Origin of the sequence: Streptomyces synnematoformans (assembly GCF_039531005.1) — a bacterium.
In the GTDB taxonomy this organism is placed as follows: Bacteria; Actinomycetota; Actinomycetes; order Streptomycetales; family Streptomycetaceae; genus Streptomyces; species Streptomyces synnematoformans.
Genome location: NZ_BAAAPF010000016.1, coordinates 1 through 25,310 on the forward strand (window position 1 = coordinate 1; position 25,310 = coordinate 25,310).

Genomic DNA, 25,310 nt, shown 5'->3' on the forward strand with positions numbered 1-25,310 from the left:
GTGTCGGCGGACGGACGGATGGTGTCGCTGTGCTGGGCGGGGGGCGGCGCGGGACCGGGCGCCGGCGGGGGCGTGCGGCTGGACGCGTTCCGGGGGACCCTCGACCCCCTCGTCGGCAAGACGTCCTCCGTACCGCCGCAGTGGGAGCAGGTCGGCACCGGCACCGCGCTGTGGTTCCCGGAGCCGCACCGCCTGGAGCTGCTCCTCCACGAGCCCGGGGACGGCGGCCGCCCGTACGAACGCACCGTCCGCACCGCAGGGCCCACCCTCCTCTGGCAGGGCCCCGGCTCGCTGACCCTCCGGCTCGAAGGCGTCCCGGACAAGCGGCGCGCCCTGCGCGTCGCGGAGTCCGCGGACTCCGCGGCCGACTGAGGCGGGGCGGAGCGGGCGGAACCCGGTGCCCCGCGGCGGTGTACGGAGGGCGGAGCCCGGTTCGTACGGAGAGCAGGGCCCGGTTCGTATCACCGCCGACACCATCGGACACTCTCGGACGCCTGCCGGAACGGAGCAACGACACCATGCGCACACTCACCCACCGGCTCACCGCCCCGGCCGCCGCCGCGCTCGGCGCGGCGCTCGCCGTCGCGTTCGCCGCCGTGCTCGCCCTCGCCGGGCCGGCCGCCGCGGGCGGCCCGACGAGCGTGCTGCTCGTCAACGGCGGCAGCGGCGACGCCGCCGCCCTCTACGCCACCGACCCCGACTACGCCGCGCTCGACAAGGCCCTCGGCGACACCGGCGAGCAGATCGACCCGATGCTCACCGAGGCGGACCTCGGCGGCGCGGACGCGCGGCGGATCACCGTGACGTGGCTGCGCCACGACGTACACGTGTGGCGCGTCGACAGCCTGTACCCGGACGCGCGGGGCGGTCCGGTGGTGGCCAGGGCAGACGGCGCGGACGCGACGGCGGAGACGTGGCAGCGGGTGGAGCACCCGGAGCGGCTGGGGTCGCTGCTCGACGGCCTGGGTGTCGCGGAGCGGCCGAAGGCGCAGCGCGGGTGGTACGTGCCGCCGCAGTTCGGCACGGCAGCCCCGGGCGAGCTGGACCCCCGGTCGGCGGCGGACGCGGACGCGGGGACGGCGCCCGGTACCGCCGCGGCGGACGGGGACGCCGGCACCCGCGAGCGGGCCGCGGCCGGAGCGGGCGCCGGGGAGAACTGGTGGTGGACGCTGCCGGGCCTGGCGGCCGGCGCCCTCCTGGCCATCGCGGCCCCCCGCCTGCGCCGCCGGGCGACGGCAGCCGGCCCCCGTCGCGTACTCCTGGACCGAGACGAGCGGGTGGACCGGGACGACTGACGACGCCGAGCCCGCAGCGCACCGGCCCCGGACGGCCGCAGCCCGCCGACCACGTACGCGTACACCGCACCGTGCCGCACCGCGGGCGAGGCGCCGCGGCGCCGCCCCGCCCGCGGTGCGCACGCCCCGCGCTGCCCCTCAGCCCGGTGCGAAGGGCGGCCGGGTACGCCGCCACCCTGGCCGGGTACGGCCGCCGCCCTGGCCGGGTACGGCCGCCGCCCCGGCCGGGCGCCGCCACCCCTGGCCCGTACCGCCCGCCCGCCGCCAGGCGACCCGCCGACCCGCCGAGCCACCGGCCTCCCCCTCAGCCCACCGGAAGCCCCGGGGCCGGGTACGACGCCATCAGCTCCGCCACCTCGCCCCTGATCCCCTTCAGCGCCACGTCCTCCTCCGCCCCGCCGGCCTTCGCCGCCGCGACCCCCCGGTCGATCCACTCCGCGACCTGCGCCATCTGCTCCGTCCCCAGCCCCCGCGACGTCAGCGAGGGCGTCCCGAGGCGGATGCCCGACGGGTCGAACGGCTTGCGCGGGTCGTACGGGACGGTGTTGTAGTTCACCACCAGCCCCGCCCGGTCCAGCGCCTTCGCGGCCACCTTCCCCGGGACCTCCCGGCCCGTGAGGTCGACGAGGATCAGGTGGTTGTCCGTACCGCCCGAGACCAGCTCGAAGCCGCGCTCCGCCAGCTGCGCGGCCAGCGCCTTCGCGTTGGCGACGACCGCCGCCGCGTACTCCCGGAACGACGGCTGCGCCGCCTCGTGCAGCGCCACCGCGATGGCCGCCGTGGTGTGGTTGTGCGGCCCGCCCTGCAGGCCGGGGAAGACCGCGCGGTCGATCGCGCGCGCGTGCTCCGCGCGCGTCAGGATCATCGCCCCGCGCGGCCCGCGCAGCGTCTTGTGCGTGGTGGTCGTGATGACGTCCGCGTGCGGTACGGGCGAGGGGTGCGCGCCGCCGGCGATGAGCCCGGCGATGTGCGCCACGTCCGCGACCAGCACCGCGCCGACCTCGCGGGCGATCTCGCCGAAGGCCGCGAAGTCGATGGTCCGCGGGATGGCGGTGCCGCCGCACAGGATGATCTTCGGTCGCTCGGCGAGCGCCAGGTCCCGCACCTCGTCGAAGTCGACGCGCCCGTCCTCGCGCCGCACCTTGTACTGCACGCCGCGGAACCACTTGCCGGTCGCGGACACGCTCCACCCGTGGGTGAGGTGACCGCCGTGCGGCAGGGACATGCCCATGACGGTGTCGCCGGGCTCGGCGAAGGCCAGGTAGGCGGCGAGGTTCGCGGGGGAGCCGGAGTACGGCTGCACGTTGGCGTGCTCGGTGCCGAAGAGGGCGTTGGCGCGGTCGGCGGCGAGGGTCTCGATCGGGTCGATGTTCTGCTGGCCCTCGTAGTACCGCTTGCCGGGGTAGCCCTCGCTGTACTTGTTCGTCAGCACGGTGCCGGTGGCTTCCAGCACGGCGGTGGAGACGTAGTTCTCGCTGGGGATGAGCCGCAGCGTGTCGGCCTGCAGCTGCTCCTCGGCGGCGACGAGGGCGGCCAGCTCGGGGTCGGTCTGCGCAAGGGCGGGGTGTGCGGGGGTCATGGCGTGTCCCTCCGGGTCGAGCCTGCGTCGGACCCGGGGCACCCAGGCGGGCGGCACCACTCGGCTGCTGCGCCGCGCGGCTCCCCCGTGGTCCGTTCCACGTTCGCCAGTCGCCGCACGCGCTTCCACCCTAGCGGGCACGGCGGCGCGTGATGGATCCTTCGTCCATCAATCGAGCGAAGATAGAAACAGGGGCACCACCCCCGCCCCACCGGCACCGCCCTTCACGGCGCAACGGAACGGAGAACCCGTGACGCGAACCGAAGCAGCCATCGCCGCAGCCGACGCCCACAGCGCGCACAACTACCACCCCCTGCCCGTGGTCGTCGCCACCGCCGAGGGCGCGTGGATGACCGACGTCGAGGGCAACCGCTACCTGGACATGCTGGCCGGCTACTCGGCCCTCAACTTCGGCCACGGCAACCCCCGCCTCCGTGACGCCGCCCGCGCCCAGCTGGACCGGGTGACGCTGACCTCGCGCGCCTTCCACCACGACCGCTTCGCGGAGTTCTGCACGCAGCTCGCCGAGCTGTGCGGCAAGGACATGGTGCTGCCCATGAACACCGGCGCGGAGGCCGTCGAGACCGCGGTGAAGACCGCCCGGAAGTGGGGCTACCGCGTCAAGGGCGTGCCCGAGGGGCGCGCGAAGATCGTCGTGGCGGAGAACAACTTCCACGGCCGTACGACCACCATCGTCTCCTTCTCCACCGACCCCGAGGCCCGCGCCGACTACGGCCCGTACACGCCCGGCTTCGAGATCGTCCCGTACGGCGACCTGGCCGCCCTGACCGCGGCCGTCGACGACGACACCGTCGCCGTGCTGCTGGAGCCGATCCAGGGCGAGGCGGGCGTGCTGGTGCCCCCGCCGGGCTACCTGACCGGCGTACGGGAGCTGACCGCGGCCCGGAACGTCCTCTTCATGGCCGACGAGATCCAGTCCGGCCTGGGCCGCACAGGCCGCACCTTCGCCTGCGAGCACGAGGACGTGGTGCCGGACGTCTACATCCTCGGCAAGGCGCTCGGCGGCGGCGTGGTCCCGGTCTCCGCGGTCGTCGCGAGCCGCGAGGTCCTCGGCGTCTTCCACCCCGGCGAACACGGCTCCACGTTCGGCGGCAACCCGCTGGCGTGCGCGGTGGGCCTGGAGGTCATCGCGATGCTCCGCACGGGCGAGTACCAGCAGCGCGCCACGGAACTCGGCGAGCACCTGCACCACGAGCTGGGCCTGCTGACCGGCACGGGCGCGGTCCGCGAGGTACGCGGCCGGGGCCTGTGGGCGGGCGTGGACATCGACCCGGCGCACGGCACGGGGCGGCAGATCTCGGAGAAGCTGATGGCGCGGGGCGTGCTGGTGAAGGACACCCACGGCTCGACGATCCGCATCGCGCCGCCGCTGGTGATCACCAAGGAAGACCTCAACTGGGGCCTGACCCAGCTCCGCGAGACCCTGACGGCCTGATCGGGCAGCCCGCGGGGCACGAGCACGTGCGCGAGCCGTGCCCCGCGGAATCATGCCCGGCCCGGGGAGGAACGCCGGACCGATCGGGGGACCCGGCCATAAACTCCCCGTGTGGTGGGAGCAGTCGGGGGTACGCACGAGACACAAGGCGGCGCGCGGCCTGTCCGCTTAGGCCCGCTGAAGAGGTGGGAGCGGCCCGTGGCCGGAGCGGCCGGGACCGTGCTCGTGGGGGCCGGAGTGGCGGCGGTCTTCATTGCGGAGAACGAGGTGGGCAGCGCCACCCTGATCGTGGTCGGCGGGCTGTTCTTGCTGATGGGCGTGAGCGGGCGCACCATCGAAAGCGTGCGTGTCGGCGAATCAAGTCACTCTTTTGGCTCTGACATGCAGTTCGCAGAGTTTTGCACATCGCTGGCCAGGCGCCCGACCGCCTCCCTAGCGTCGACCTCATGGCGACCCAGCCCGACGCCCCCGAACCACCCGCCCGACCGCTGCTGACCCTCCGCGTCTCCCGCACCGGAGGCCGCACCTGGGGGCCCGTACAGCGCTACTTCGCGCGGGACTGCACTCCGCGGGCATGACGGCGCGAGGAGACGCCTCGTGCCGCGGACCCGACAGGGGGTCACCATGCGGCACCTGCTGGACCAGGTCAAGGCGGAGCCGGAAGACGACGACGGCGAGTCCGCCGGCGGCTGCGGTGACGGGGACGGCTGCGGCCGTCGGTAAGGAAAGGCGGGTGAGGGGCGGCTGCGCCGTCCCTCACCCCGTGTACGGCGGTGAGGTACCCCGGTGAGCGACCACCACCACGGCTACTTCTGGCCTCGGCGGCGGGCGCGACTTGGCCAAGGACGGCCCGCGGCGTCCCGCGCACCCGGAGTTCACCGTCAGCCGCGTACCGCCGCTGGAGCTGGCGCACTGGCTCCTGAAGCCGGCCACCTTCGTGGCGGGTACGTGGGGCGACCAGGTACGTGCACACGCCGGCGCGCTGCTTCCGCACGACAGCGAGCACGTGCCCGCCCGCGCCGAGTCGGCGGCGCGGGCGGTTGCGGGCGGTTGCGGGCGGCGAAGACGTCGCCGGCGGGTGGTGGCTGGCCGGTGGGCGCTTCCTCTCCGTCTGCCTGATCGGCTGCTCCCCGCACCGCTTCCGTCCGGAGTACCGCTGCCCGAACGGGTAACGGAGCAGAACCAGATCACGCGGCGTCGCCACTCACAGGGAACTCGCAACGTCGCCCCGGCGGCGTCCCGTTCGGCCGCAGCGATACTGGGGCCATGAACGAGTCCGTTCTCGTGGTCGAGGACGATCCCGGGATTGCCGACATCCTGCAGATCACCCTGCGCTTCCACGGCTTCGCCGTGCACGCCGCGCCCACCGCCCGGCGGGCCCTCGAACTCGCCCGTGCCCACGCGCCCGACCTCGTCCTCCTCGACGTCATGCTCCCCGACGGCAGCGGGTGGCAGGTCTGCCGGGAGCTGCGGGCGCTGCGGGAGTACGCGGACGACGAGCCCGCGGTGATCTTCCTGACCGCCCGCGACGCGCCCGCCGACGTGCTGGGCGGGCTCGCGCTCGGCGGGGACGACTACATCACCAAGCCGTTCAACGTCGACGAGGTCGTCGCCCGCGTACGCGCCGTGCTGCGGCGGACGCGCGGGCGGGCGCCCGCGGCCGGGGTGCTGCGGCACGGGGACGTGGAGCTGGACGAGGCGACGTTCACGGTGCGGCGCGGGGGCGCGCCGGTGGAGCTGACGCCGACCGAGTACAACCTGCTGCGGCACCTCATGCGCAACGCCGGCCGCATCCTCACCAAGGAGCAGCTGCTGCGCCACGTCTGGCAGTTCGACACCGCGGTGGAGTCCACCGTCGTGGAGACGTACATCAGTTATCTGCGGCGCAAGCTCGACCCGCTCGGTCCGCCGCTCATCGAGACCCGCCGCGGCGTCGGCTACGGCCTGCGCCCCATCGGCCCGGCCACGGAAGCGGAAGCCGCAGCGCCCGCCGGATCCCCCGGCCCCGCCGGCCCCGCCGGACTCACCGGATCCGCCGAACCCGCCGGCCCGTCCTCGTGAAGCGGTTTCCGCGTTCGCTCAGCGGCCGGCTCTCCGTCACCAACGTCGTCATCCTCGCCGTCGGCCTCATCGCCGCCGCCTGCGGCAGCCTCTTCGGTACGCACGCCATCCTCGTCGGCGAGGTCGACGCCACCGTCCGCCAGGACCGGGACACCCTCGCCGCCAGCCCGCTCAGCGTCACCGGCCTGGAGGGGGTGTGCCGGCTCGCGGAGTCCCTCGGCGTCTCCCGGGACGGGAGCTTCGCCCGCGCCACCAGGGACGAGTCGTTCGTCCTCCTCGACGCCGCCGGCGAACTCCGGCCCACCTGCCCGCTCTTCGACGGCGGCGACCCGCGGCTCGCCCGCCGTATCGCCGCCGCCGTCGACGACCCCGCCGCCCTCGCCGACTCCGGCGGCATCACCAGCGTCGAAGCCGGCGGCCACCACTACCGCGCCGCCGCCGCCCGCCTCGACGACGGCTCGTACGCCATCGCCACCACCCGCTACGACGGCGTGCGCAACGCCGTCCGCAAGCTCTTCGTCACGGAGGCCCTCTTCGGCGCCCTGCTCCTGCTGCTCCTCGCCGTCGTCTCCTCGCACGCCGCCCGGCGCCGGCTGCGTCCCCTGGAGGACATGGTGGAGACCGCGTCCGCGATATCCGAGGGCGACCTGTCGCGCCGCGTCGGCACCGCGCCGCCCGGCGGCAGCGAGGTGGAGCAGCTGCGCGACGCGCTCAACGCCATGCTGCACCAGGTCGAGGGCGCCATGGCCAGCCGCGAGGAGGCCGCCGCGCGGCAGCGCCAGTTCCTCGCCGACGCCTCGCACGAGTTGCGCACCCCGCTGGCGACCGTGCTCGGCTACCTCCAGCTCTACGACAAGGGCATCCTCGAGGCCGACGAGGCCGACCGCGCCCTGACCCGCGTCGCCGCGGAGGCCGAGCGCATGAGCCGCCTCGTCGACGAACTCCTCGTCCTCGCCCGCCTCGACCAGCACCCCGCCCGCGACCGCGCCCCCGTCGACCTCGCCGTCCTCGTCCGCGACGCCGCCGCCGACCTGCGCGCGCAGCAGCCGCAGCGCCCCGTGACGGCCGACGCCCCGGCGCCCGCGGTCGTCGTCGGCGACGAGGCCCAGCTGCGCCAGGTCGTCGGCAACCTCCTCGCCAACGTACGCACCCACACCCCCGAGGACGCCGCCTGCACCCTCTCCGCCGCCGCCTCGAACGGCGTCGCCGTGCTGCGGATCGCCGACACCGGGCCCGGCATGCGGCCGGAGGACGCGGCGCGGATCTTCGACCGGTTCTTCCGCGCCGACCCCGGCCGGGCCCGGGTCGCGGGCGGCAGCGGGCTGGGCATGTCCATCGTGCGAGCCGTGGTCGAGGCGCACGACGGGGAGGTGGCGCTCGACACCGCGCCGGCGGCGGGCATGGCGGTCACCATCCGGCTCCCCCGCGCCGCGTCCCGGCTGGAGAGTTCGCTGTGAAGACCCTGCGCGACCCCTGAGGGACGACGTACGCTCCGGTCCGCGACGACGACCCCGCCGGGTCGGTGGAGCAGCCGGGGCGCCCGCAGGAGCAGGCGACGGCACGTGGCGAGAAACAGCCCGGCAGGCCCGCCGAAATGTAACGGAGAGTAGCGGTGCGTGGGCGGTCGGTGTACGCTTCCCACGTTCGTTTCATACATGGAGGGGACATGGACACGAAGTGGGAAGCCGACCCGGCGGCAGCGTTCGCACGGCGGTTAGGGAAGTCGTCGCACGAACTCGGACAGACCTCTGGCAACGCCAGCTGCCCGGACGTGTGGGAGCTGGAGAACGGGGACGTCGCGGTCATCGGCAGCGATCTGACCGCCGACTACCAGGGACGGCTCCCCGCAGGGGTGAGCGTCGACCCCGGTGAGCGTCTGGTCGTCATCCCGCGGGCGACGGTCATTGCGGCGAAGACGGATATCCCGGATGAGTAGCCTGCTGGACGGCGCGGAGAGCGAGCGCATGCCCCTCGCCCCGTACTACGCCGACTTCGAGACGCACTACTGGCACAGCGCCGACCTCGGGTTCTGGAAGCTGGAGCGGCAGCAGACGTTCCAGGAGCCGGGCTACGACAGCTGGGAGGCGTTCGCCCGCGGTGACTGGGCGGAATCCCTGCGGCTGTTGGAAGCGGGCCGGGAAGAGTTGACACAGCGTCACCGGAAGGCGCGGCAGCACGGTTTCATGCCCCGGCGCATCCGGGTGGTGGAAGAACCGCTCACCCCGTACATGCAGTGGGAACTGCACGCCCTGCGGGTCCGCGCGGAATCCGGGGGGCCGATCCACGTCATCGACGCGGACAAGGTCGTCACGTACGAGTCCGACGGTCCGCTGCCGGAGATCTACACCCTCGGCTCTCAGGTGATGTACGAAGCGGTGTACGACGAGCAAGGCATCCTGGAAGCCGCACGGAAGTACGTCGATCGTGACGTGATCCTGCGCTGCCAGAGCTTCATCCAGGAGCTGTACCAGGCCGGGGAGCCCTTGCTCGACTGGTTTGAAGAGCACGTCGCGCACCTGCCGCCTCCGCTTGCCCGAACCTAGCCATGGACGAGGGGGCCGAGCACGTCAACCGGGTCGAGGGCGAGACGGCCGCCCACACGGTCGTCCAGGCCCGGGACGTGCGCGGCGGCCTGCACCTCCACCAGCCCGACCGGGTGGCGTCGGCGATCGTCCCGCACCAACTGCGCGGAGGCATCGGGCACTTCGTCAACCGGTCCCGGGAACTGGCCCGGCTGGACGCCCTCCTTGCAGACGACGCAGCGCGGCCGCGTACGTCGCGCGTGGCGGCCATCATCGGCACCGGCGGCGTGGGCAAGACCTCGCTCGCGCTGCACTGGGCGCACGCCGCACAGGGCCGGTTCCCCGGCGGGGAGTTGTACGCCAACCTGTGCGGCTACGCCGCCGACTCTCCCGCGCCCCCGGAGCAGGTTCTCGGTCACTTCCTTGAGGACCTGGGCATCCCCACCGCGCAGGTGCCCGCCGCACGCGAGCGGCGCGAGACGCTGTTCCGCTCGCTGGTGGCGGACCGCCGCATGCTCGTCTTCCTCGACAACGCCGCTCACAGCGCCCAGGTGCGGCCCCTGCTGCCCGGCACCTCCGCGTCCCTTGTGCTCGTCACCAGCCGGGATGACCTCACCGGCCTGGTGACCCAGAGTGATGCCGTACGCATACGGGTGCCGATGTTCCCGGCGGACGACGCCGTCACACTGCTGCGGATCACCACGGCCGACGAGCGGACCGGCGACCCCGGCGCCGATCTCCGGGAGCTGGCCCGCATGTGCGGGGGTCTTCCGCTGGCGATACGCATCGCCGCCGAACGGGCGGCGGGCCGGCCGGCGATCCCGCTGCGTGAGCTGATCGACGAGTTGCGCGACGAATCGGCGCGCTGGACGGTGCTCACCGCCGACCCCGGCGAAGGGCGTCCCGGCGAGGGGAATGAGGAGGGAACCGACGCCATGCGCAGCGTGTTCGAGTGGTCTTACCGGGCCCTGCCCGAATCCGCGGCCCGGCTGTTCCGGCTGCTCGGCCTGCATCCGGGCGGAGAGTTCGGGCTGCCGGCCGCGGCCAGCCTGGTGGGCCGGGAGCCCGCAAGCGTACAACCTCAGATGGAGGTCCTCACCCGCGCCCATCTGCTGCAGCAACGCCCCGGCGGGCGCTACGAGTTCCACGAACTGGTGCGCGCCTACGCGACCGAACTGGTGCGCCGGGAGGAGAACGAGGACGACCGGACGGCGGCCCGCAGGCGCTGTGTCGCCTGGTACCTTCACACCGCGGACGCGGCGCAGCGCGCCATCTCGCCCTACGACCGGTGGCCCCTCGACGACCATGTCCCGGCTCCGGCTCCCACGCTGGCCTTCGACGACTACGAGTCCGCCTTCCGCTGGTACCGGGCGGAGTCCGCCAACCTGGTCAGCGCGACCCGCTCGGCCGCCGACGCCGGCTTCTTCGGGATCGCCTGGCGCCTGGCCGTGGTGCTGCGGGCGATCTACATGCATCAGAACGCCTTCGACGAGTGGCGGACCACCGCGCGCATCGCTGTCGACGCGGCCCGGGCGTCGGGCGAGGAGAGGGGGGAGAGCGAGGCGCTGGAGAGCCTGGGCAAGGCCGCATTCCAGGGGCTGCGGCTGGAGGAGGCCGAGGAGTGCCACCGGGGCGCGCTCGCCGTCCGGCGGCGCATCGGCGACACGCGCGGCGTCGCGGTGTCCACCAACGCCCTCGGCCTCCTCGCGCTCCGTCGCCGCCGCTTCGGCGCAGCCGAACTCCGTTTCACCGAAGCCGCTCAGATGTTCGCCGCCCTCGGTGAACGCCGCTGGACGGCCCTCATGCGGACCAACCTCGCCGAGACCCTGTGCGAGGTCGGCCGCGCCGACGAGGCCCGCGGCCTCGTCGAGCAGGTGCTGGCCGACTTCCGCGAACTCGACGACCACTTCGGCGTGGGCAACGCGTTGTGGCTGCTGAGCCGGGCCCGGCGGGAATCGGGCGAAACCGAGGCGGCCGGGCGGGCGGTCGCCGAGGCGCTGGCCCTGGCCGTCACGGCGGACAACCAGCTCTGGCGGGGGCACTGGCTGGCGGAGGCGGCGCGCGTCCAACTCGCCGGCGGCCGCCCGGCGGATGCCCTGCGGCTGGCCCGCGAGTCGGCAGCCGTCCAGCACCGCCTCGGCGACACCGCCCGGGAAGCCGTCGCCCTGGACCTCGCCGGCGTGGCCTGCCGCGCCCTCGGCCGGCTCGACGAGGCCGCGGACCTGCTCCGCGGCGCCGTCGCGGCCAACCGCGAGACCGACGCCCGCTGGCAGCTCGCGAACGCCCTGGTGAACCTGGCCGACGTACTCGGCCGGCTGGGCGCGGGGGAGTCGGCCCGGGCCGCCCGGGAGGAGGCGGCACACGGGCTGGAGCAGTTCGACGACCCACGGGCCGTCGCCCTCGCGCAGCGCGTGGCCGCACAACTCGGGGCCTCGTGAGGAGTCCCCAGGCCCTGTGCCCTAGTCCGCCGGTGCGGACTCGGCGATCCACAGAGGGCCGTCCGCGCAGTCCAGACGGGGGCCGTCGACGGGGGTGAGGCTGGTCCGCAGGACCTTCACGCGCCGCCCCGCGACGACCGCGACCGGCCCTCGGCCCGGGCCGATGTACCTGTGCGTCCGAACCTGGTTGTGCACCTCACGACGGGTGTGTGCGGTGTCGACGACGGAGAACGCCTCCTCCATGAGCCCCGCGTACGTCGCTCCGCCGGCCGGCTGGCGTTCACCGGCGGACGGGTCCGCCGCACGGCTCAGGGCGGTGGTCAGGACGCGGCGCAGCGACGCCGACAGTCCGGGCCACAGCGTCCCGGGCGTCACGTCATCCGGAAGGGGGACCGTGCGCTCCTGGGCGAGGACGGGACCGGCGTCGAACTCCTCGTTCATACGGTGGGCCGTGACGCCGAGGCTCCGGTCGCCGTTGCGGATCGCCCAGAGCACCGGCGCGGGACCGCGGTACTCGGGCAACATCGAGCAGTGGACATTGACGACGCCGTACCGCGGGATCGCGAGAACGGCCGGGGGCAGCCGCCACGAGAAGCCGAAGCAGACGACGAGGTCGAGAGCGAATCCGCCCAGCGCCGCACCCAGCCCCTCGGAGCTGCCCGGTAGGAGCAGGTCCACCCCCGCCGGCAGCGCGGCCGCGATCCGGCCCGCGGCAGCGGCGGCGGCCGGGTCGGTCGCCGATCTCGGGCGCATGGAGCGGGAGTAGGCGTAGAGCACGGGGGTGTGGCCGGATTCCACGCAGACCTCGTGCAGGGCGGCGAACTCCTGAACACCGAAGGAGAGCAAGCCGATACGCATCGCAACCGTCACCGGGGCAGCGTAGCGACGGCCACCTGGCCGGGACTTGGGTCCGGGGAGCGCCGACCGGGGCCCCCTTCCCGGCGGAACGGGGTGCCGCCCGCGTTGGGCCGCACCCCGTTCCCCGTACCGTCGACCGCCTCAGACCCCTACCAACTTCCCCTTCTGCCCATCCTTCGGCCCCGCCGCCACCTCCGCCGCCGGCCCCGCACCCGCCTCGGCCCCCGCGGCCTGAGCGGACCGCTTCGGCAACGCGAACACCAGCGCATACACCACCGCCAGAATCGCGATCACCCACCACATCGCGTTCTCGAACGCCCCCGCGAACGCCGGACCCACCTCCCGCGGCCCCGCCGGCTCGCCCATCGCGCCGAAGAACACCACCGACACCAGCCCCAACCCGAGCGCCATGCCCAGCTGGTTCGTCGTGTTGATCAGCCCCGACGCCGAGCCCGCGTGCTCCCGCGGTACGCCGCTGAGCACCGTGTCCGTCAGCGGCGCGAAGATCAGGCCCATGCCGCCGCCCAGCAGGGTCAGCGGCAGCGCCATCTGCCAGGTCGCGATCTCCGTGCCGTACCGTCCGGCCGCCGTCAGGTACAGCAGCGCCCCCGCGGCCATGGTCACCGCACCCGCGTGCAGCACCTTCCTGCCGAACCGGGGCGTCAGCTTCTGCACCGACATCCCCGCGGCCGCCGAGCAGGCGAGCGTGAACGGCAGTCCCGTCAGGCCCGCGTGCAGCGCGCTCCAGCCCAGCCCGAGCTGCATGTACAGCGTCCACACCAGGAAGAAGATCCCCAGCGAGGTGCTGAAGGCCAGCTGCACCCCGATGCCCGCGGCGAAGCTCTTGACCCGGAACAGCGACAGCTCGACCAGCGGCGCGCCGTCCGCGCGCTGCTTGCGCTTCTGGTACGCGACGAAGGCGGCGAACACCGGCAGGCTCGCGGCCATCGACACGAAGCCCCACGCCGGCCAGTCGTTCTCGTGGCCCATCGTGATCGGGTACAGCAGCATCAGCAGCGCCGCGGTGGCCAGCAGCACGCCGCGCAGGTCGAGCCGGAGCGCGTCGGGGGCGGTGGACTCGGTGATGTAGCGGCGGCCCAGGACGAGGCCGGCGATGCCGACGGGCAGGTTGATGAGGAAGATGGGCCGCCAGGAGAGGCCGAGGAGGTCCCACTCGGTGAGCAGCGCGCCGATCATCGGGCCGGACACGGCGCCGAGGCCGGCGACGGCGCCGAACATCCCGAAGACCTTGCCGCGTTCCTCCGCGGGGAACGTGACGTGGATGATGCTCAGCACCTGAGGCACCATCAGCGCGGCCATCGCGCCCTGCAGCACCCGGGAGCCGACGAGCATCGCCGGGTCGGCGGCGACGCCGCACAGCAGCGACGCGGCGGTGAAGCCGCCGACGCCGAGCAGGAAGACCCGCTTGCGGCCGTAGATGTCGCCGAGCCTGCCGCCGGTGATGAGGCCGATGGCGAAGGCGAGCGCGTAGCCCGCGGTGATCCACTGGACCGCGCCGAAGGAGGCGCCGGTGTCCCGCTGGATGCTCGGGATGGCGATGTTGACGATCGTCGCGTCGACGAGGTCCATGAACGAGGCCGTCAGCACCACGGCGAGCGCGATCCAGCGGCGGCGGTCCGGTCCTGCCACAGAGGCGTTCTGGAAGGTCATGCCGGTAATCTAGGAAGGGTATAGGACAGGTCGTGTCCTAAAGAGAAGGCAGTCTGGAGAACATGACGACCGACACCCCGAAGCGGCTCCTGCAGCTGCTCTCCCTGCTCCAGACGCCCCGCGAATGGCCCGGCAGCGAGCTGGCCGAACGCCTGGGCGTCACCGACCGCACCGTCCGCCGCGACGTCGAGCGGCTCCGCGACCTCGGCTACCCGGTCGAGTCCACCCGCGGCACCTTCGGCGGCTACCGCCTCGTCGCCGGAAAGGCCATGCCCCCGCTGCTGCTGGAGGACGACGAGGCCGTCGCGATCGCCGTCGGCTTGCGCAGCTCCGCCGGCCATACGGTCGCGGGGCTGGCGGAGGCGTCCGTACGGGCGCTGGCGAAGCTGGAGCAGGTGCTGCCGTCGCGGCTGCGCCGCCGCGTCACCTCACTCGGCACCGCCACCACCCCGCTGACCCGCTGGCAGGGCCCGCAGATCGACCCCGAGGTGCTGACGGTGCTGGCCGCCGGCGCGACGGGCGGCGAGCGGCTGCGCTTCGGCTACCGGGCGGCGGACGGCACCGAGACCAAGCGGCTCGTGGAGCCGGCCGGGCTGGTCTCGGCGGGCCGGCGCTGGTACTTCGTCGCGTACGACAACGACCGCGACGACTGGCGGCTGTTCCGCGTCGACCGGATCACCCGCCCCTTCGCCACCGGCGTCCGCCCGCCGCGCCGCGAGCTGCCGGCGGCGGACGCGGCGGAGTTCGTCGTCGCCCGGATGGGCGGGGACCGCCCCCGCTACCGCGCCCGGGCGACGCTGTACGCGCCGTACAAGGAGCTGGTCCGCCGCCTCGGCGACGCGGCGGCGGGGCTGGAGCGGGTGGCCGAGGACAGGTGCGCGTTCGTCACGGAGGCGGACCAGCTGGAGTGGCTCGCGCTGCGGCTGGCGTCGCTGGGCTGCGAGTTCGAGGTGCACGAGCCGCCGGAGCTGGCGGAGATCCTCCGGGACCTGGCGGGCCGGGCGGCGCGGGCGGCGGATGCCGCGGATGCGGCGGGTGCGGCGGGTGCGGCGGAGTAGGGGGACAGGGGGAGGGAGGCAGGACGAGGGCAGGGCCGCGCGCCGGTACGCGCGGCTGCGCGCCCGGTAGCGGCCAAGCGGCCCACGGCAGGCTGCCCGATGCCCGGTCGGCCGCACGGCAACGCCGCCCTACAGCGCCGGCTGCCCCTGCGGCACCGCCGTGCCGGCCGCAGGCCTCACCGCAGCCGCCGCCGCACCGCCCGCGCCCGGCGCGCGACCCGGCGGACCGCCGGGCTGCGCGGCACGAACGCCAGCCGCTTCGGCACCCCGCCCGGCAGCCCTTCGACCGTCAGCCGGCGCCGCTTGAAGTACCGCCAGGTGCGCGCGTCCAGCTCGGCCGCCAGCCACCGCTCGACGTCCGGCCGCAGCCGGGCGTGGATCCGCGGCTGCATCGTGAAGCCCACCGCGGTCAGCAGTCCGCCCAGCCGCGCCCGCGCCTCCTCCTCGGTCGGCGCCCGCCAGCCGCGCACCGCCTCCGGGTCCTCCAGGGACGGCAGCAGGGCGTCGGCGATCGTGACCGGGATCCGGTTGCTGTTCTCGTACGGGGTCAGCCGCTCCAGCAGCGTTTCGGTGCCGATGCTGGCGACGGGCAGGCCGTACAGCGTGGACGCCGTCATCAGGGCGGTGGAGAACGCGCCGGCCACCAGCGCCGGGCGCAGCCGCTCGTACAGCACCTCCGCCAGCACCGGGGTGTCGAGCACCGTGAGGCGCACACCGAGGACGCCCGCCTCGTCCTCCAGCAGCCGCGACACGCGGGGCGGCGCCATCGGGTGCGGCTTGAACACCACGGTGCGGTGGCCCAGTCCGGCCGCGCCGCGCAGCATGCGCACGTGCAGCTGCTCCTCTTCCTCCACCGTGAGGATGTTGAGCGCGGAGAGGTACTGGCCCAGGAGAAGCGCGGGCGAGGACTCTTCCTCGGCGTCGCCCAGATCAGTGACGTCGGCGGCCAGTTCGGCCAGCACCTTCTTCAGCTCCTCCGCCGGCACGACCTCCGGCGGCACGCCGAACTCGGTCAGCAGCATCGGCCGCACGCCCGGCAGCAGGTCGGGGTGGAGCAGGCGTTCGACGCGGCTGCCGATGAGCGAGGGGAGCTTGTTGCGGGTGGGGCCGTAGCTCATCAGGCCGTCGGCGTAGACGTGCAGCGACGCGTCGGGGAAGAGCTGGGCGAGCGCCCGCGAGGGGCTGACCTGGATCGACTCCACGACGAGCGTGAGCCGGTCGGCGCCGAGGCCCCACAGCAGCCGCAGGTGCCGCTCCCACAGCGGCACGTCCTCGACGCGCGGCTCCCACGCGGCGGGGTGCAGCGGGCGGATGGCGTGGTTCCAGTCGCGTACGTCGTCGAAGCGGGAGCGCAGCCGCGCGAAGCCGGCCATGGCGTCGACCGCGGGGGTGGCCTCGGGGTTGGCGGCGTTGTTGGTGAGCAGCAGGATGCGGCGGTCCGCGGCGGGGAAGAGGCCGGCGTCCAGGGCGGCGGCGAGGGTCGCGGTGCCGTAGAGGGTGGAGGCCACGAAGATCTGCGTGTGCCGCCCGGGGGCGTAGCGGACCTCCGGCGGGTCGGACGGGGGGAGGGCCGCCGGGAGGGACGAGGAGAGGGACGGGGGGACGGACGCGGGGGACGGGTCGTTCATCGGGCTGCCACCTCCGCCGGCGCGCCCCGCCGGTGCAGCCGGCGCAGCAGTTCGGAGCGGTCCGCGTCCATGGTGTCGAGGGCCTCGGCGAGGACGTGCTGGGGCATGCGCCGCAGCGCCTCCGCGCTCATCTCGCGCAGCCTGCGGGCCACGGGCTTCTCGAACCGCTCGCTGTTCTTCAGATGGTGCGCGATGATCGCGCAGAAGTTGCGCACCGCCTTCGGCAGCAGCAGCTCCGCGTCGCGGTCCGCGGCCGTCTCCGCCACGACCTGGTCGAAGGCGCGGAGGAAGTCGAGCTGGCGTACGTCACCGATCTGGGTGAGGGAGTTTGCGACGCCGCGTCGATAGAAGACGCCGAGCAGCCCGACGACGGCGAAGGTGCGGGCCTCGCGGTGCAGCCGCCAGATCCACGGGCGGTCCTCGGCGGTGCGCAGCCCGTCGGGGAAGTGCAGCAGGCCGTCGTCCAGGAGCCGGCGGTGGTAGACGCCGGCCCAGGCGTAGGCGTAGTCCACCGAGGTGGCGTACGCCGCCGGCAGGATCGCCGACCGCGGGTCCTGGACGACGCCGCGGCGGCCGTGGGGGACGCGGTGGACGGTGCGGGCCCGGCCGGCGCACTGCACGTGGTCGGTGCGGACGAAGTCGCAGTCCAGCTCGGCGATGGCCGCCAGCAGCCGGCGGTAGTGGCCCGGGGCGAGCCAGTCGTCGCCGTCGAGGAAGGTGACGTACCGGCCGCGGGCCCGGTCGAGCCCGGTGTTGCGGGCGGTGGCGAGGCCGCCGTTCTTCGCGTGGCGCACGTGCACGGCGCCCGGCAGGTCGCGCGCGGCCTGCTCCAGCAGGTCGCCGGTGCGGTCCGTCGAGCAGTCGTCGATCAGGATGAACTCGGTGTCCGGCGCGGCGTTGGCCCGCAGGCCGGCCAGCGCTTCGGGCGCGAAGTCCTGCACGTTGTAGAAGGGAACGATCACGGAGAGTTGAAGCACTCGGGCGATGCTAGAGGGCGGCCCGCGCCCGGGGCTTACCCCGCCCCGACGCCGGCATGAACGCCGGGAGACGGAATGGTGAACGCCTTTCTCAGGCGAGCGGGTTAGCCGTTCGGCGGCGTGTTGTTAACCATCTGTACGGCCGCTGTTGGGCTGCCGAGCGGAATGCCTCCCTACCGTCGGCGACGTGCTCAACGACCCCCCGTCACAGCTGCGCACGGCTGTTCTCGCCGATTCGGACACCCGCTGGAAATGGGGCGCGCTCACCGCGCGCCGCATGGCCCCGGAGGCGGTGCTCGACGGGTATCTGCTGCACGGCCGGGCCACCCCGACCGCCCGCCAGCTCGCGGAGGTCGGCGTCGCCGCCGACGCGATGCGGGAGGTCACGGCCGTCGAGTTCCTCGCCGCCGCCGACCCCGACCGCTACGACGTCGTGCTCCTGTCCTGCGTCGGCGGCACCGTGCAGGCCATGCTGCACGGCCTGGCCCGCGCCTGGCAGGGCGCGGAACGCCGCCCCGCGGTGATCACCGGCTACGTCGGTGTGGTGTACGAGAAACTCTCCGACGGCCTCCTGCTGCGCCACGGCGCCGACATCGTGCTGGCCAACAGCCGCCAGGACGCCGAGCGCTTCCGCACGGTCTACGAGGGCGTGGGCGCCTCGCCGGCCAGCGTCGTGGAGTGCGCGCTGCCCTTCCTCGACGGCGAGCCGTACGAGCCCTACGACGCGGCGGGCGGGGACGGTACGGGCGGCCGCCCGTACACCGTCGTCTTCGCCGTCCAGCCCTCCGTGCCGGACAACCGCGAGGACCGCCTGTACCTCCTGCGCCGCGCCGCCCGCCACGCCGAGCGGCACCCGGAGCGGGAGGTGCTCGTCAAGCTGCGCAGCCGGCCGGGCGAGCACACGACGCACATCGAAGAGGCCCCGTACCAGAAGCTCGCCGCGAAGCTCCCCGGCGGACTGCCCGGGAACTGCCGCCTCGTCTACGGGAACATGGGCGAGGTCCTCGACCGCACCGACCTGCTCGTCACCGTCAGCTCCACCGCCGCGCTGGAGTCGCTGCACCGCGGCATCCCGACCGCCGTCCTCACCGACCTGGGCGTACGCGAGCCGCTGGGCAACCATCACTTCCTCGGCTCCGGCTGCCTCGCCTCCTGGGACGAGCTGGACGTCGGCCACCTGCCCAAGCCCGACCCCGTGTGGCTGTCCCGCCAGGGCGTCCCCGGCGCGGACTCCGCCGAGCCGTACGACGCCGCCTTCGACCGCGCCCGGGCCCGGCTGACCACGCTGGTCGCCGACCCGCAGCTGCCGCCGCTGGCGCCGTACTACACCCCGCAGACCGCCGGCGGCTACCTGCCGCGGATCCTCGCCCGGCACGGCCTGGCCCCCACCCGCGAGGCGCTGCCGCAGGCCGCGGTCGCCGCCGAGCCCGGCCCGGTGCGCCGGTGGGCGCGCACGCTGCTGCGCAAGGCCGCGCGCGCCGCGTACCGGGGCGGCGTCCAGCGCATCGCGCCCGTCATCCGCCGCATGGGGGCGCTGTGAGCGACGCACGCGCGGCGGCGAATCCGCCGCCCGACAGCGCGACCGCAGTTCCGCCGCGCGGGCGGAGAAGCGAACCGGACGACGCTGTGAGCGCCGCCGACGCTGTGAGCGCCGCCGCCGCGGGCGCCGCCGACGCCGCGGCGGCCTCCCGCCCCGCACCGCATCAGCAAGGAGCCTCCATGTCCCAGCCCGCGTCCGCCGCCCGCGTGCTCGCGGTCATCCCCGCCCGCGGGGGGTCCAAGGGCGTGCCCGGCAAGAACCTCGCCCGCGTCGGCGGCGTGCCGCTGGTGGCCCGCGCGGTACGGCAGTGCCTCGCGGCGCAGCTGGTCACCGACGTCGTGGTCTCCACCGACGACGACACCATCGCCGCCGTCGCCCGCGAGGCCGGCGCCGAGGTCGTCCGCCGCCCCGCCGAGATCGCCGGCGACACCGCCTCCAGCGAGGCGGCGGTGCTGCACGCGCTGGACACCCACGAGGAGCGGTGCGGCCAGCCCATGGCCGCGGTGCTGCTGGTGCAGTGCACGAGCCCGTTCCTGACCGGCGCCGACATCGACGGCGTCACGGCGGCGGTGCTCGCCGAGGGCGCGGACAGCGCGCTGACCGTGGCCCCCTTCCACGGGTTCCTCTGGCGGGACGAAGCGGACGAGGCGGAGACCAGCGCCGTCGCCGGGGAAGCCGCCGTCGCCGAGGCGGCCGCCGCGGGTGCCGCGCCGACGAAGGTGGCCCCCGCCGTGGAGGCCGCCCCCGCCCAGGGGTACGGCGTCAACCACGACAAGTCGTACCGCCCGCGCCGTCAGGACCGCCCGCAGGACCTGCTGGAGACCGGCGCCGCGTACGCCATGCGCACCCCCGGTTTCCGCGAGCACCGCCACCGCTTCTTCGGCCGCACCGCGCCCGTACGCACCGACGCGGCCCGCATCCTGGAGGTCGACGAGCCGGACGACCTGACCCGCGCCCGCGCCCTCGCCCCCCTCCTCGACGTGCCCGGCCCCGGCTCCCTGCCCACCCGCGGCGACGTCGACGCGATCGTCCTCGACTTCGACGGCACCCAGACCGACGACCGCGTCTACATCGACGCCGACGGCCGCGAACTGGTCGCCGTCCACCGCGGCGACGGCCTCGGCATCGCCGCCCTGCGCCGCGCCGAGCTGAAGCTGCTCATCCTGTCCACCGAACAGAACCCGGTCGTCGCCGCCCGGGCACGCAAACTTCACCTTCCTGTTCTGCACGGGGTCGACCGTAAGGACATCGCACTGAAGCAGTGGTGCGAGGAGGAGGGCATCGCGCCCGAGCGCGTGCTCTACGTCGGCAACGACGTGAACGACCTGCCGTGCTTCGGCCTCGTCGGCTGGCCCGTGGCGGTGGCCGGCGCACACGCGATCGTGCGGGACGCGGCGCGTGCGGTGACGTCCACACCCGGAGGCGACGGGGCGATCCGCGAGATCGCCTCCTGGATCCTCGGTCCCTCCCTGTAGTGAATCTCCCTGGAGAGTAAGGAACAGATCTGCATGAGCTCCACCCAGCGTTTCCGCACCTTTGGCGACCGCGTCGTCGGCCCCGGCCGGCCGGTGTACGTCACGGGTGAGATCGGCATCAACCACAACGGCGAACTCGACAACGCGATCGCGCTGATCGACGCCGCCGTCGAGGCGGGCTGCGACGCGGTGAAGTTCCAGAAGCGCACGCCCGAGATCTGCACCCCGCGTGACCAGTGGGACGTCGAGCGCGACACGCCCTGGGGCCGGATGACGTACATCGACTACCGGCACCGCGTCGAGTTCGGCGAGGAGGAGTACCGGTCGATCGACGCGCACTGCAAGGAGCGCGGCATCCACTGGTTCGCCTCCCCGTGGGACACCGAGGCCGTCGCCTTCCTGGAGAAGTTCGACGTCCCGGCCCACAAGGTCGCCTCCGCCTCGCTGACCGACGACGAACTGCTGCGCGCCATGCGCGCCACCGGCCGCACCGTCGTGCTGTCCACCGGCATGTCGACGCCGAAGCAGATCCGGCACGCGGTGGAGGTGCTGGGCAGTGACAACATCCTGCTCTGCCACGCCACCAGCACGTACCCGGCGAAGGCCGAGGAGCTGAACCTGCGCATGATCCACACGCTGCAGGCCGAGTTCCCGAACGTGCCCATCGGCTACTCCGGCCACGAGACCGGCCTGCAGACCTCGCTCGCCGCGGTCGCCCTCGGCGCCGTCTTCGTCGAGCGGCACATCACGCTGGACCGCGCGATGTGGGGCTCGGACCAGGCCGCCTCGGTCGAGCCGCAGGGCCTGGCCCGGCTGGTGCGCGACATCCGCGTGGTCGAGGACTCCCTCGGCGACGGCGTGAAGAAGGTCTACGACAGCGAGCTGGCGCCGATGAAGAAGCTGCGCCGGGTCAAGGGGGTCGTCGCCGAGGCCGCGGATGCCGCGGACGGTGCAGGGGCGGAGAAGGAGCCGGTCGGGGTATGACCGAAGACGGCGCCGGCGGCGCGAGCGTCGCCCTGGTGGAGAGCCCGGTCCAGCTGCTCAACGTGCTGGAGTGGGCGTACCAGGGCGGCACCGTCATCCCGTTGACGGTGGTCGTGCTGCCCCCCACCGAGCCGCTGTCCCGCGGCCAGCTGCGCCGGATGGCGGAGCTGGCGAGGGACGACGGCCTGGAGGTCCGCTGGCAGGAGGCGCGCGGCGGCGCCGGCCCGCTGCGCACGCTGGCGAGCCTGGCCCGCCCGCTGCGGCGGGCCCGCCGGGTGGTGCTGGGCGACCCGTTCTCGCGGTACGTGCAGACGCTGCTGACCGTCGTCAGGGCGCGGGAGGTCGTCGTCGTCGACGACGGCACGGCGACGATGGAGTTCACGGCGCAGCTGGCGCGGGGGGAGCGGTTCGTCCGCTGGCACCGCAGCGGGCGCGGCGGCGGGGCGCGGGGGATGCTGTTCGCGCCGGTCGCGAGCGCGGCGCGGCGGCGGCTGACGCCGGATCCGGCGGCGGGTGCGCCGGGCGGCGAGGGTGCGTCCGGTGGGGACGGCTCGGACGGTTCGGACGGTGCGCCGGGCACGGAGGGCGTGCCGGGCGGTGCGGGCGTGCCGGGCAGGCAGGTGGAGGTCTTCACCTCGATGCCGGTGGAGGACCCGCCGCCCGGGCTGCAGGTGACGGCCAACGAGTTCGCCTGGACCCGCTCCCGCTTCGGCCCGCCGACCGTCGGCACGGCCACGGACCTCGTCGGTACGTCGCTGGTGGAGACCGGCGTCGTGGACCACGAGCGGTACCTGGAGGCGGTGGCGTCGCTCACCAGGACGTACGGCGCCACCCGCTACTTCGCGCACCGCAGGGAACGGTCGGACAAGCTCCACCAGCTCCACCTGCACACCGGCCTGGAGATCGTACGGCCCGACCTCCCGCTGGAGATCATCGCCCGCCGCGGCCCCATCGGCCGCACGATCGTCAGCTTCCCGTCGACGGTCGTGCACACCCTGCCGCTGGCCCTGGCGGGCACGGGCGTGAAGGTGGCCGTCTGCGAGATCGACCCGGGCTGGCTGACGGACACGGCGTCGCCGCGGGCGCAGGGCTTCCTGTCGTCGGTGGCGGGCGCGGCCCGCGAGCGGCGCGGGGTCGACGGGCTGCCCGTGGGGCCGGCGACGACGACGGGGTGGTCGGGGGCGGGGGCGCCGGCGGCGTCCGTGTGAGGCGCGGAGTTTACCCACCGCGCACGTTGGTCATGCACCCGCAGGACTGAAATTTTGTTGATCCCTTCTCGGTAGCCCCGGTGATCCCCGTACCCTGCACAGTGTGAACCAACTGATGTCCCGCAACGCCGAGCCCGAGTCCGGCCCCGACGCGCCGCTGCCCGGGACGCTCCCGGCCGCGCTCGAAGCCGAACTCATCGCGTTCCGGCGGGACCTGCACATGCACCCGGAGTTGGGCAACCAGGAGTTCCGTACCACCGCCGCGCTCAAGGAGCGGCTGGAGCGGGAGGGCCTCGCGCCGCGTGTACTGCCGGCGGGCACCGGGCTGATCTGCGACATCGGCGTGGACCCGGACGGGCCGCCGCCCGGCCCGATGCTCGCGCTGCGCGCCGACATCGACGCCCTGCCGATCCCGGACACCAAGACCGTGCCCTACCGGTCCACCGTGCCCGACCGCGCCCACGCCTGCGGCCACGACGTGCACACGGCCGTCGTCCTCGGAGCCGGCGTCGTCCTCGCCGGGCTGGCCCGCGAGGGCCTGCTGCCGCGGCCCGTACGGCTGATCTTCCAGCCGGCGGAGGAAGTGCTGCCCGGCGGTGCCACCGACGCGATCGAGGCCGGCGTCCTCGACGGCGTGGGCCGGATCATCGGCGTGCACTGCGACCCGCGCGTGGACGTCGGCCGCATCGGCCTGCGCCAGGGCGCCATCACGTCCGCCTGCGACCGCCTCGAAATCTCCCTCGACGGCCCCGGCGGCCACACCGCCCGCCCCCACCTCACCACCGACCTGGTCACCGCCGCCGCCCGCGTCGCCACCGACGTCCCGGCCCTCCTCGCCCGCCGCGTCGACACCCGCGCCGGCCTCGCCGTCACCTTCGGCCGCCTCCACGCCGGCCACGCCTGCAACGTCGTCCCCCAGCACGCGGAACTCTCCGGCACCGTCCGCTGCCTGGACCTGGACACCTGGCGCCGCGCCCCCGACCTGGTGCACGCGGCCGTCGACGAGGTCGCCGCCATGCACCGCGCGAAGTCCGCCATCACGTACGTCCGCGGCGTCCCTCCGGTGGTCAACGAGCCGGTGACGACGGAGCTGCTGACGGACGCGATGGTGTCGCGGCGGGGCGCGTCGTCCGTGCAGACGACGGAACAGAGCCTCGGCGGGGAGGACTTCTCCTGGTACCTGGAGCAGATCCCGGGCGCGCTGGCCCGGCTGGGCGTGCGGGCGGTGGGGGACACCGGCCTGCCGCGGGACCTGCACCAGGGGGACTTCGACGTGGACGAGGGTGCGATCCGTGTGGGAGTTGAACTTTTCACAGCAGCGGTGCTGCTGGACGCGGGGGCGGCCGAGTAGCGTCACACGCCGCACGCGGGTCTCACAGGTGGTCGGTTGAGAACTCGCGTCGCTATTGTCAGACCGATCGGCTACTGTGTGTAGTGGATCGAGTTCGGACCGTAGGGGGTAGCGGTGAGCCGACGCAACGCACCGGAAGGCGGCGCGGTCACGACCGCCATGATGTTCGGGGGTGTGCTGAAGCACTTCCGCGAGCGGACGGGGCTGAGGCAGGCGGAGTTGGCGCGGCAGGTTCCGTGCGACAGATCGCAGGTGGCGAGGGTCGAGACGGGGTTGGGGGTTCCATCGGATGCGTTCGTGTCGAAGTGTGACGAGGTGCTGGACACGGGTGGGCTGCTGCTGGAGCTGTGGGGAAAGGTGGACTGGTACCCGGATGTGGGGCATCCGAACTGGTTCGAGCACCGGGCGCAGATGGACGCGGAGTGCGTGGCGCTGAGGGAGTATCAGCGGCACGTGATTCCCGGCCTCCTGCAGACGGAGAATTACGCCCGCGCCCTGTTCGCCACCGAGCCGGACAAGGACGAGATCGAAGACCGCGTGCGCGCCAGGCTCAGCCGCCAGCAACGCTTCTTCTCACCCAGCCAACCGCCTTTGTACGTAGGACTGCTGGAGGAGAGCTGCCTGCGGACGGTGATCGGCGGGGCCGAGGTCATGCGTGAGCAATGCGCGCACCTGCTCGCGGCGGGCGAGCGGGACAACATCCGCATCCAGATCGTCCAGGCAGCGAGACCGGGCATCTTCCGCCCTACGATCCCCCTGTCTCTCATCACCATGCCCGAGGGGTATGACTGGATCTATTGGGAGTCGCTGGACCGTGGACATCTGACCGACGCTCCAGCGGTCTTCGCACGCCAGGCGCAGACCTATGATGTGCTCAGGGCCGACGCTCTGTCAGCATACGAATCCGCCGAGCTGATCGGCGAGTTCATGAAGGGATACCGGCAGCATGGCCATCACCTGGCGGAAGAGCAGTTACAGCGAGTCCAACGGCGGCAACTGCATCGAAGTGGCCGCGGAATGGCGCAAGAGCAGCTACAGCGAATCCAACGGCGGCGACTGCGTCGAGGTGAAGAGGACCCCGACCGCGATCCCGGTGCGTGACTCCAAGGACCCCGAGGGTCCGCAGCTCGCCTTCACCCCCGCCGCCTGGACGGCGTTCGTCACCGCCGTCAAGGTTGGCGAACTCGCCGCCTGACCGCGCACCGACCC

General features: G+C 73.8%; 21 protein-coding genes, 2 pseudogenes and 1 riboswitch. Of the genes and pseudogenes, 18 read left to right on the plus strand and 5 right to left on the minus strand.

Annotation, left to right across the window (positions count from 1 at the left end; translation table 11 throughout):
- Both ABD317_RS05460 and ABD317_RS05465 read left to right on the plus strand, forming a co-directional pair.
- Positions 1–372, plus strand: a pseudogene (locus ABD317_RS05460) (hypothetical protein); the annotation flags it as partial.
- Positions 373–518: 146 nt separating this feature from the next.
- Positions 519–1,295, plus strand: coding sequence for a hypothetical protein (locus ABD317_RS05465; protein WP_344288378.1), 777 nt, complete (start codon positions 519–521; stop codon positions 1,293–1,295).
- Positions 1,296–1,599: 304 nt separating this feature from the next.
- On the opposite strand, the gene ABD317_RS05470 is transcribed toward ABD317_RS05465, so the two are convergent.
- Positions 1,600–2,874 carry a serine hydroxymethyltransferase gene (locus ABD317_RS05470; protein ID WP_344288380.1) on the minus strand — a complete coding sequence of 425 codons (1,275 nt, stop codon included), beginning with the start codon at positions 2,872–2,874 and terminating at the stop codon, positions 1,600–1,602.
- A 33-nt stretch (positions 2,875–2,907) separates the two neighbouring features.
- A riboswitch (ZMP/ZTP riboswitch) is annotated at positions 2,908–2,998 on the minus strand.
- Positions 2,999–3,124: 126 nt separating this feature from the next.
- Between ABD317_RS05470 and rocD the strand changes: the two genes are divergently transcribed.
- From rocD to ABD317_RS05510, 8 genes are all read left to right on the plus strand, one after another.
- Positions 3,125–4,330, plus strand: coding sequence for an ornithine--oxo-acid transaminase (gene rocD / locus ABD317_RS05475; protein WP_344288382.1), 1,206 nt, complete (start codon positions 3,125–3,127; stop codon positions 4,328–4,330).
- Between the two features lie 446 nt (positions 4,331–4,776).
- Entirely contained in the window at positions 4,777–4,908 is a 132-nt protein-coding gene (locus ABD317_RS05480; protein WP_344288384.1) for a hypothetical protein, read from the plus strand.
- 19 nt (positions 4,909–4,927) lie between these two features.
- A complete protein-coding gene (locus tag ABD317_RS05485) occupies positions 4,928–5,053 on the plus strand; it encodes a hypothetical protein (protein WP_344288385.1) in 126 nt (41 codons plus the stop codon).
- Positions 5,054–5,596: 543 nt separating this feature from the next.
- Positions 5,597–6,391: a response regulator transcription factor gene (locus ABD317_RS05490; RefSeq protein WP_344288387.1), complete on the plus strand. Its 795-nt coding sequence runs from the start codon at positions 5,597–5,599 to the stop codon at positions 6,389–6,391.
- Entirely contained in the window at positions 6,388–7,848 is a 1,461-nt protein-coding gene (locus ABD317_RS05495) for a sensor histidine kinase (protein WP_344288389.1), read from the plus strand. Before ABD317_RS05490 ends, ABD317_RS05495 begins: the two co-directional genes overlap by 4 nt.
- A 209-nt stretch (positions 7,849–8,057) precedes the next feature.
- Entirely contained in the window at positions 8,058–8,327 is a 270-nt protein-coding gene (locus ABD317_RS05500; protein WP_344288392.1) for a hypothetical protein, read from the plus strand.
- Positions 8,320–8,934 (plus strand): DUF6879 family protein, encoded by a 615-nt coding sequence (locus ABD317_RS05505; RefSeq protein WP_344288394.1) that lies wholly within the window; start codon positions 8,320–8,322, stop codon positions 8,932–8,934. The genes ABD317_RS05500 and ABD317_RS05505 overlap by 8 nt, the downstream gene beginning before the upstream one ends.
- Positions 8,935–8,936: 2 nt before the next feature.
- Positions 8,937–11,351, plus strand: a complete 2,415-nt coding sequence (locus ABD317_RS05510) for an ATP-binding protein (protein WP_344288396.1) — start codon at positions 8,937–8,939, stop codon at positions 11,349–11,351.
- 21 nt (positions 11,352–11,372) lie between these two features.
- Here ABD317_RS05510 and ABD317_RS05515 read toward each other — a convergent pair whose 3' ends face one another.
- Both ABD317_RS05515 and ABD317_RS05520 read right to left on the minus strand, forming a co-directional pair.
- A complete protein-coding gene (locus ABD317_RS05515) occupies positions 11,373–12,221 on the minus strand; it encodes a methionyl-tRNA formyltransferase (protein ID WP_344288398.1) in 849 nt (282 codons plus the stop codon).
- 129 nt (positions 12,222–12,350) lie between these two features.
- Positions 12,351–13,880, minus strand: a complete 1,530-nt coding sequence (locus ABD317_RS05520; RefSeq protein ID WP_344288400.1) for an MFS transporter — start codon at positions 13,878–13,880, stop codon at positions 12,351–12,353.
- Between the two features lie 62 nt (positions 13,881–13,942).
- Between ABD317_RS05520 and ABD317_RS05525 the strand changes: the two genes are divergently transcribed.
- On the plus strand, positions 13,943–14,938 hold the full coding sequence (locus tag ABD317_RS05525; RefSeq protein WP_344288402.1) for a helix-turn-helix transcriptional regulator: 996 nt from the start codon (positions 13,943–13,945) through the stop codon (positions 14,936–14,938).
- A 176-nt stretch (positions 14,939–15,114) separates the two neighbouring features.
- Here ABD317_RS05525 and ABD317_RS05530 read toward each other — a convergent pair whose 3' ends face one another.
- A complete protein-coding gene (locus ABD317_RS05530) occupies positions 15,115–16,566 on the minus strand; it encodes a polysialyltransferase family glycosyltransferase (protein ID WP_344288404.1) in 1,452 nt (483 codons plus the stop codon).
- Positions 16,563–17,543, minus strand: coding sequence for a glycosyltransferase family 2 protein (locus ABD317_RS05535; RefSeq protein WP_344288406.1), 981 nt, complete (start codon positions 17,541–17,543; stop codon positions 16,563–16,565). The genes ABD317_RS05530 and ABD317_RS05535 overlap by 4 nt, the downstream gene beginning before the upstream one ends.
- Before the next feature lie 187 nt (positions 17,544–17,730).
- Here ABD317_RS05535 and ABD317_RS05540 point away from each other — a divergent pair, with 187 nt between their 5' ends.
- From ABD317_RS05540 to ABD317_RS05570, 7 genes and pseudogenes are all read left to right on the plus strand, one after another.
- Positions 17,731–19,083: a DUF6716 putative glycosyltransferase gene (locus ABD317_RS05540; RefSeq protein ID WP_344288408.1), complete on the plus strand. Its 1,353-nt coding sequence runs from the start codon at positions 17,731–17,733 to the stop codon at positions 19,081–19,083.
- Positions 19,084–19,262: 179 nt separating this feature from the next.
- Positions 19,263–20,558, plus strand: a complete 1,296-nt coding sequence (locus ABD317_RS05545; protein WP_344288410.1) for a cytidylyltransferase domain-containing protein — start codon at positions 19,263–19,265, stop codon at positions 20,556–20,558.
- Positions 20,559–20,591: 33 nt separating this feature from the next.
- Positions 20,592–21,542 (plus strand): N-acetylneuraminate synthase family protein, encoded by a 951-nt coding sequence (locus ABD317_RS05550; protein ID WP_344288412.1) that lies wholly within the window; start codon positions 20,592–20,594, stop codon positions 21,540–21,542.
- Positions 21,539–22,750 (plus strand): hypothetical protein, encoded by a 1,212-nt coding sequence (locus ABD317_RS05555; protein WP_344288414.1) that lies wholly within the window; start codon positions 21,539–21,541, stop codon positions 22,748–22,750. Before ABD317_RS05550 ends, ABD317_RS05555 begins: the two co-directional genes overlap by 4 nt.
- A gap of 115 nt (positions 22,751–22,865) precedes the next feature.
- A complete protein-coding gene (locus tag ABD317_RS05560; protein WP_344288453.1) occupies positions 22,866–24,101 on the plus strand; it encodes an amidohydrolase in 1,236 nt (411 codons plus the stop codon).
- A 162-nt stretch (positions 24,102–24,263) separates the two neighbouring features.
- Positions 24,264–25,010: pseudogene (locus ABD317_RS05565) on the plus strand (helix-turn-helix domain-containing protein); the annotation flags it as partial.
- A 37-nt stretch (positions 25,011–25,047) separates the two neighbouring features.
- A complete protein-coding gene (locus ABD317_RS05570) occupies positions 25,048–25,296 on the plus strand; it encodes a DUF397 domain-containing protein (RefSeq protein ID WP_344288416.1) in 249 nt (82 codons plus the stop codon).
- The last annotated feature ends 14 nt before the right edge of the window (positions 25,297–25,310 follow it).

Coding starts and splice junctions, on each gene's coding strand:
- ABD317_RS05465 (WP_344288378.1), top strand. CDS start 519: ATGCGCACACTCACCCACCGGCTCACCGCCCCGGCCGCCGCCGCGCTC.
- ABD317_RS05470 (WP_344288380.1), bottom strand. CDS start 2,874: ATGACCCCCGCACACCCCGCCCTTGCGCAGACCGACCCCGAGCTGGCC.
- ABD317_RS05480 (WP_344288384.1), top strand. CDS start 4,777: ATGGCGACCCAGCCCGACGCCCCCGAACCACCCGCCCGACCGCTGCTG.
- ABD317_RS05490 (WP_344288387.1), top strand. CDS start 5,597: ATGAACGAGTCCGTTCTCGTGGTCGAGGACGATCCCGGGATTGCCGAC.
- ABD317_RS05500 (WP_344288392.1), top strand. CDS start 8,058: ATGGACACGAAGTGGGAAGCCGACCCGGCGGCAGCGTTCGCACGGCGG.
- ABD317_RS05505 (WP_344288394.1), top strand. CDS start 8,320: ATGAGTAGCCTGCTGGACGGCGCGGAGAGCGAGCGCATGCCCCTCGCC.
- ABD317_RS05510 (WP_344288396.1), top strand. CDS start 8,937: ATGGACGAGGGGGCCGAGCACGTCAACCGGGTCGAGGGCGAGACGGCC.
- ABD317_RS05520 (WP_344288400.1), bottom strand. CDS start 13,880: ATGACCTTCCAGAACGCCTCTGTGGCAGGACCGGACCGCCGCCGCTGG.
- ABD317_RS05525 (WP_344288402.1), top strand. CDS start 13,943: ATGACGACCGACACCCCGAAGCGGCTCCTGCAGCTGCTCTCCCTGCTC.
- ABD317_RS05530 (WP_344288404.1), bottom strand. CDS start 16,566: ATGAACGACCCGTCCCCCGCGTCCGTCCCCCCGTCCCTCTCCTCGTCC.
- ABD317_RS05545 (WP_344288410.1), top strand. CDS start 19,263: ATGTCCCAGCCCGCGTCCGCCGCCCGCGTGCTCGCGGTCATCCCCGCC.
- ABD317_RS05550 (WP_344288412.1), top strand. CDS start 20,592: ATGAGCTCCACCCAGCGTTTCCGCACCTTTGGCGACCGCGTCGTCGGC.
- ABD317_RS05555 (WP_344288414.1), top strand. CDS start 21,539: ATGACCGAAGACGGCGCCGGCGGCGCGAGCGTCGCCCTGGTGGAGAGC.
- ABD317_RS05560 (WP_344288453.1), top strand. CDS start 22,866: ATGTCCCGCAACGCCGAGCCCGAGTCCGGCCCCGACGCGCCGCTGCCC.
- ABD317_RS05570 (WP_344288416.1), top strand. CDS start 25,048: ATGGCCATCACCTGGCGGAAGAGCAGTTACAGCGAGTCCAACGGCGGC.